This window comes from Streptomyces sp. NPDC050121, from assembly GCF_044460385.1.
GTDB lineage: Bacteria > Actinomycetota > Actinomycetes > Streptomycetales > Streptomycetaceae > Streptomyces > Streptomyces soliscabiei.
The window spans coordinates 239,599-246,036 of the sequence record NZ_JBITJV010000006.1 but is presented as its reverse complement, the minus strand read 5'-3'; the positions used below and the strand labels follow the sequence as shown (position 1 = coordinate 246,036).

The following is a 6,438-nucleotide window of genomic DNA, read 5'->3' as shown; positions in this document are numbered from 1 at the left end:
GCTGGCGCCGCGCATCGGCTGGCGCCGCGCATCGGCTGGCGCCGCGCATCGGCTGGCGCCGCGCATCGGCTGGCGCCGCGCATCGGCTGGCGCCGCGCATCGGCTGGCGCCGGGCTTGGGCTGGCGCCGGGCTTGGGCTGGCGGTGTACAGCGGTGAGGTCTTGGCGACTCCAGGGGGGACGCCTCGGGCTGCCTCCGGCGGTTCGAGGGTCAGTGCCCCTTGCGACCGGGGGCCTTCGCCGCCAGGTCGGTTCCGGGGCTCCGGTGTGAATGGCTTCGGTGGCCGGTGTGCGGGGCGTCGCCCCAGCAGTCGGGGGGGCCGGTTTCTCCGGGGTCCGGGGCATCGTCCCCGCCGTGCTGCGGGGGGTCGGGTTCCGGGTCCGGTGTCCCGGGCGCGGGCGTCGGGGGCTCCGGGGCTCTTGGCGTGCCCTGGTCGGTCGGGGGCGCGTCGACCGGGGGAGCGGGTTCCTCGGTCGTCGTCGCGGCACCGGGGGCCGGCGTGGGGCTGTCGGCGGGGGGCGGCGGCACGTGCGTTCCGGCGGTGGCCGTGGGCGCGGTGGGCGTGAGCGTGTCGGCTGTGCGTGCGGGGGGTGCTTCCCGGATGTCGGCCGCCTGCGCGAGGGGGCCGACGTCCTCGGGGGCTTCGGCCCGGACGGCGTCCTGCGAAGGCGGCGCTTCGGCCGCCTCGGCCACCGGCGCCCCGTCCGCCGGGGCCTGGACCGTGGGCGCCTCGGCCACCGGGGTGCGCCGTACCGGCGCCGGAGCGGAGTCGGACCAGCCGAGGACGAGACAGACCGCGGCGGCACCCGCCACGAGCGCGCCGGCCGTCGCCGCCAGGGGCGCCTTCGCGCCGCCGACCGTGGCATGACGCACCCCGTGCAGCACCCCGGACCCGAGCCCGCCCGCCGCACCGGCGGACCCGGCCGCGAACGCCAGGAGGAACTTGCCCGTGCCGCCCAGCGCGAGGACCAGCAGGGCCGGGCCGACCAGCGCGGGCAGCCGGTCGTTGGCCTGCATCAGCGAGGCGAGCAGCCCACGGCAGTCGTCGCACGCGTCCACGTGGCCGAGCAGTCGCTCCTGCTGGCGTGCGGTCGCGGCGCCGCGAACGTATGCGGGCATCCGGGCCCAGTGGACCTGGCACGCGGGGTCCTCGGGGGCTCCGGTCTGGGCCCGCAGGAACGCCTGCCGCATGCCTTCCCGAGCCCGGTGCAGCAGGACGGCCGTGGCCCCCTCCTTGGTGCCGAGCTGCGGCCCGATCGCAGCCAGCGGCTGGCCCTCGGCCTCCGCCAGCCACAGTGCCTTCACCCAGCGTTCGGGCAACTGGCCGAGCACCCGCACCACCAGATCGACGCCGGCCACCCGCTCGGCCGGGTCCTCGCCGTGCCTGCCCGGCTCGGCCCGCTCCTCGGTCCGCGGATCCCGCGGCGTCTCGTGCGTCGCGCTCCCCGAAGCCATCGCGAGGTGCCGCACCGTCGTCCTGAGGTACGCCGGCACGTTGTCGATCTCGTGCCCCGCGGACAGCCGCCGCCACACGCGGAAGTGCGCCTCGGCGACGAGGTCCTCGGCGGTCCACGCGTTCCTGGTGAGCGAGCGGGCGTACGCGACGAGACGCGGCTGCTGTTCCTCGTAGACGCGGGCGTACGCGGCGGTGGCGGAGGACGACAATGCGGGCACGGCAGTGGACCTGTCGGTCATGGAGGAACGCTCCGGTTGCCTGCTGAGGGGCGGAAGGATTTGTCAGACTAGATGCCAAAACTTTCAACCAAAGTTGCGGGCGATGCAGGATGTGACTCACATCACCGTCAGCCCAGGATGGCGTGATAGACGCTGCGTAGCCCTTTGCTCACGTCCACGCCCAGTTCCTCGGCCAGATTGGACCGCGTGCGCTCGTAGATGTGCAGGGCGTCGGCCCGTCGGCCCGAATGGTCCAGGGCGACCATGTAGTAGCTCGCCAGGTCTTCCCGCAGCGGGTAGCGGCGTACATCGTCCCCCAGGGATTCGGTGACGGAGCGGTAGTCGCCCAGTTTGAGGCGGCAGTTCGCCATTCCCGCCACCGCCGCCAGCCGCAACTCCTCCAGCCGGGCGGCCTCCTGCGTCGCGAATTCGTAGTGGAGCAGGTCTCCGTACGGTACGCCGCGCCACAGCTCCAGGGCCTGCCGGAAGTTCTCCGCGGCTTCTTCGAGCAGGCCTTCGTCGGGCAGTCTCCGGCCCTTTTCGACGAGCTTCTCGAAGCGCTGGGTGTTGATCTGGTCGACGTCGATCCTCAGTGAATAACCGGTTGAGCAGTATTCGACGCGGGGTGTCCGACCGGAATTGTTGGAAGTATTCCAGGCCAGCGATTTGCGCAATCTGGAAACATGCGCCTGAATGCTGGCCTTCACGCGTAGCGGTGCGTGCTGCCCCCAGATCGACTCTATGATCGTGTCCATTCTCACCGCCTGGTTCGCGGAGATGGCGAGCAGGGCGAGAAGGGCTCGTTGATGGGGACTTCCCAGGTTGACCTCGCGTGAATCAACCATTACCGAGAGGCGGCCGAACGGGTTGATGTCGAGTTCCGGTTCTCTGTCCAGGTCCGGCATGTCCGCGGAGATGACCATCGGCCTCATGACGCCTCCCGTGCGATCTGATCACCCTGACTACCTGCCCTGATGTTGTCGCACTCGGGCGGTTGAAGTGTCAAGGGGGCCTTCTCCGACGCCGTCCACTTTTTACCAGTCGAAGAATTTTTGTATCGTTGCTATAAGTTTCAACAGCGATCGTTGGCGTGTTTTTGTGCCGATGGATTTCGGCCGCACTTCTGAAGTCTGTCCGGAAACGAGCAGCGGGCCTGGTTGCGTTCGATCCTGTCGGCCGGGCGCAACCAGGCCTGCGTGACCACGACCAGATGTCAGGCCACGACGGCAAGCACGTCGATCTCCACCAGCATTCCCGGCGGCAGCCCCACGAAGACGGTGGTGCGGCACGGGAAGGGCTCGCCGAGGAACTTCGCGTACACCTCGTTCATCGGGGCGAAGTCGGCCGCCTCCGTAATGTAGATACGCGCCGTGACCACGTCGGCGAAGGACGCGCCCGCGTTCTTGAGGATGGACTCCAGGTTGGCGAGCGTCTGGCGGGTCTGCTCGGCGACCCCGCCCTCGACCAGTTTGCCCGTCTCCGGGTCGAGCCCGACCTGGCCCGAGACGGAGAGAATGTTGCCCCTGCGGATGGCCTGGGAGTAGGGCCCGACCGGCGTCGGAGCGGACTTCGTCGTGTACACGGTGGATTCCATGGTTCTCCTTCGAGAGGACTGGGCTCCTGACTGGGCTCCCCACGACGGTGGCAGCGGTGCCTTGTGATCACCTGGTCTTCCGTTGTCGTCCGCGCACCGGACCGGCCCCCGCCGCGGTCCAGCGCGACGCAAGGGGCGCCTGGCACAGTCGGCGGCCGTCAGCCGGACCGCGGGCGCAGCGTCGGCGGGCCGGGCCAGCGACGCCGAAACGAGGTGCCAGGCGATGGAATCAGGAGTGACCTCCCCCGCGGGGGAGGTCCGAGAAGCCGCGGCCGTTGTGGCTCTGACGAGTGAGGACGACGTCCGGGCGGCGGCGCGCCGACTGTCCGGGCAGGTGCTGCGCACCCCGCTGCTGCCGTGCGAGGCACTCTCCCGCGAACTGGGCTGCCGCGTGCTCCTCAAGGCGGAGAACCTTCAGCACACCGGGAGTTTCAAGGCCAGGGGCGCCCTGAACGCCTTGCTCGCCCGGCGGGAGCGCGGGCTCGCCCTCGACGGGGTCGTGACCTTCTCCGCGGGCAACCACGGTGCCGCCCTCGCCTTCGCGGGGCGACGGCTCGGCGCCGCCGTCACCGTGTTCATGCCACCGCGGGCGGTGCCGGCCAAGGTGGAGGCGATACGGCGCCACGGGGGCCGCCCCGTGCTCACGGAGGACTTCGTGGGCGCCGCCCGCGAGTTCGCCGAGCGCGGTGAACTGCCGCTGCTCCACCCGTTCGACGATCTCGACGTGATCGCCGGACAGGGCACGGTCGGACTGGAGATCCTCCAGGACGCCGACTGGGTCGACACCCTGGTGGTGCCGATCGGCGGCGGCGGCCTCGTCAGCGGGCTCGGCGCGACCGTCGCCGCGCTGTCGCCGGCCACGCACGTCGTCGGTGTGGAGCCGGCCCTCGCCGCCACCCTCGCGCACGCCGTGCGGACCGGGGCGCCGGCAGCGCTGGAGACCCCGCCCGCCTCCCTCGCGGACGGTCTCAACGCGCCCTTCGCGGGCGTGCACACCTACGCGCACGTCCGGCGGCAGGTGCACCACCTGGTCCAGGTGGGCGAGGACGACATCCGGGCCGCGTGGGGCTCCCTGGTGCGCGAGACGAGGCTGCTGGTGGAGCCGTCGGCCGCGGTGGGGCTGGCGGCCCTGCGGGCGGGGGCGGTCACCGTCCCCGCGGGCGGCACGGTGGTGCTGGTGATCTCCGGCGGCAACGCCGACCTCGGGGCGCTCGCGGCGGCCGTACCCGTCTCCTGATCAGGGCGGGGGGGGGGGGGGGGGGGGGGGGGGGGGGGGGGGGGGGGGGGGGGGGGGGGGGGGGCGCGGCCGGCGCCCCCCCCCCCGCCGCCCCCCCCCCGCCCCGCCCCCCCCCCGCCCCCCCCCCCCCCCCCCCCCCCCCCCCCCCCCCCCCCCCCCCCCTGATCAGCCCGGCAGCGAGCCGCCGGCGGCGAAGTCCCCCCGCAGGAAGAGCAGGGGAGCGCCCCGCCGCTGCACCGCCAGGTGGCGCACCAGCCCGGTGACGAACCAGTGGTCACCGGCCGGGCTCTCCCCGGCCAGCTCGCAGTCGATCCAGGCGAGCGCCCCCGTGACGACCGGTGAGCCGGACGGCGCCAGCCGGTGGGGCAGGTCCCAACGGGCCGGGTCCCTGGCGACGAACGCCCGGCAGACATGCCGCTGGTCCGCCGCCAGCACACTGACGCAGAAGCGGCCCGCGGTCCGGATGAGCGGCCAACTGCTGGAGGTGAGGGAGGGCAGGAAGCCGACGAGCGGCGGGTCCAGCGAGACCGACGTGAACGTGCCGACGATCATCGCGGGCGGAGGGCCCCCGGCATCGCCCTGCGGGGCGGTGACGAGCACCACCCCCGTCGGGTAGTGCCCGAGAACCGAGCGGAACAGCGCGGTGCCCGCGGAGCCCAGCGGGCGAGCGCCGACGGCGCGCTGCACGGGACGCGCACCTCAGGGAGCGGTCACGGGTTCTAGGGCGCCGGCGAAGGCCACTCCCGGGAAGGAGAGCGCGAGTTCGGCGACGTCGCCCGTCACGGACTCGATGCTCTCGCCCCGCAGGAGCAGCCGCGCCAGAAGCTCCGCGACCGCGCTCATGTCCTGTTCCCGCATGCCCCAGCGGGTCAGTTCCTGGGTGCCGAGCCGCAGCCCCGGCTGCGCGTTGCTGGGGAGCACGACCGTGGTGGTGCGGATGGCGGCGGCGGTCAGGGTACGCCCCCACTCATGGGGAGTGTTCCCCTCGGGGAAGTGGACCCAGACCTGGTGGGTGTCCGTGTGGCCGAAGGAGGCGCCGGCGACGTCGAAGCCGCGGCCGGCGAGCTCACGGCCCAGGGCACGCGCGTTCGCGATCACCTGCTGCGCGTACGCCGCCCGGTGCGGGAGGAGTTCCTCCAGGGTGACGGCCAGTGCTCCGACGTTGGCCGAGTGCGAGCTCGACGCCGTGTACGGGATCCGGGCGGCGACCTTGTCCGCCATGGTGTCGCTGTTGGTGACCAGCAGCCCTTTCTGCGGCCCGGGGAGCGTCTTGTGGGTGCTGCCGGAGATGCTGTCGAAGCCGCCGTCCAGCACCAGCGTCTGCGGGGCCACGGGCAGCAGCCCGAGCAGGTGCGAGGCGTCGAGGCAGATCAGCGCGTCGGGGGCCGCCGCGCGCAGCGCCCGGGCGTCCGGGAACCTCAGCGTGCTGGAGGCGTCGAGGTAGATCAGGTCCACCGGCCTCTCGGCCACCCGCACGGCGAGCTTGGCGTAGTCGATCTCCATCGCCGCCCGGTCGAACGGCAGGAACTCGCGCTCGTAGCCGTACCCCGCGCAGATGGTGTCCGTGGCGTAGTGGCCGCCGTCCTCGGGAGCCAGCAGCATGACCCGGTCCCCGGGCCGGGCGACGGCGGTGATGACGGTGTGCATGGTGTGCAGTCCGGAGAGGAAGTTCACGAAGCCGTGCCGGGCGCCGTAGAAGCGCTTCGTCAGCTCGACGCAGTACTCGTACACGTCGTTGAGACCGGTCACGTCCCCGTACACGGCCACGGGAGTCTCGGAGTACGGGTAGCGGTTGTTGGCGTCGGTGGCCAGTGCCTCCAGGGCACGCGGCGACAGACGGTTCTCGATCGGGAAGAGATTGAGGCTGGGCTGCTGCCGGAGCGTTGCGAGGACGTCCATGGGTTCTCCTTCGCGCGGTGAAAGGGACGGTGCG

Annotated in this window: 6 protein-coding genes; 1 reads left to right on the top strand and 5 read right to left on the bottom strand. The window is 72.5% G+C overall.

Annotated elements, in window-relative coordinates; all coding sequences use genetic code 11:
• Positions 1-210: 210 nt before the first annotated feature.
• The 3 genes from ACIBTS_RS12215 to ACIBTS_RS12205 form a co-directional block, all read right to left on the bottom strand.
• Complete coding sequence (locus tag ACIBTS_RS12215) at positions 211-1,695, bottom strand: sigma-70 family RNA polymerase sigma factor (protein ID WP_399318734.1); 1,485 nt, start codon at positions 1,693-1,695, stop codon at positions 211-213.
• Between the two features lie 107 nt (positions 1,696-1,802).
• Positions 1,803-2,597, bottom strand: coding sequence for a BTAD domain-containing putative transcriptional regulator (locus ACIBTS_RS12210; protein WP_399318733.1), 795 nt, complete (start codon positions 2,595-2,597; stop codon positions 1,803-1,805).
• Positions 2,598-2,887: 290 nt separating this feature from the next.
• A complete protein-coding gene (locus tag ACIBTS_RS12205; protein WP_319675710.1) occupies positions 2,888-3,268 on the bottom strand; it encodes a Rid family detoxifying hydrolase in 381 nt (126 codons plus the stop codon).
• 277 nt (positions 3,269-3,545) lie between these two features.
• Here ACIBTS_RS12205 and ACIBTS_RS12200 point away from each other — a divergent pair, with 277 nt between their 5' ends.
• Entirely contained in the window at positions 3,546-4,505 is a 960-nt protein-coding gene (locus tag ACIBTS_RS12200; RefSeq protein WP_399318730.1) for a threonine/serine dehydratase, read from the top strand.
• A 165-nt stretch (positions 4,506-4,670) separates the two neighbouring features.
• Here the strand turns inward: ACIBTS_RS12200 and ACIBTS_RS12195 are convergent, their stop codons facing one another.
• Together ACIBTS_RS12195 and ACIBTS_RS12190 are read right to left on the bottom strand one after the other, a co-directional pair.
• The gene (locus ACIBTS_RS12195; protein ID WP_399318729.1) at positions 4,671-5,192 is read right to left on the bottom strand and encodes a flavin reductase family protein; all 522 of its coding nucleotides are present in this window, start codon (positions 5,190-5,192) and stop codon (positions 4,671-4,673) included.
• Between the two features lie 12 nt (positions 5,193-5,204).
• Positions 5,205-6,404 carry a serine hydroxymethyltransferase gene (locus ACIBTS_RS12190; RefSeq protein ID WP_399318727.1) on the bottom strand — a complete coding sequence of 400 codons (1,200 nt, stop codon included), beginning with the start codon at positions 6,402-6,404 and terminating at the stop codon, positions 5,205-5,207.
• Positions 6,405-6,438 lie beyond the last annotated feature (34 nt).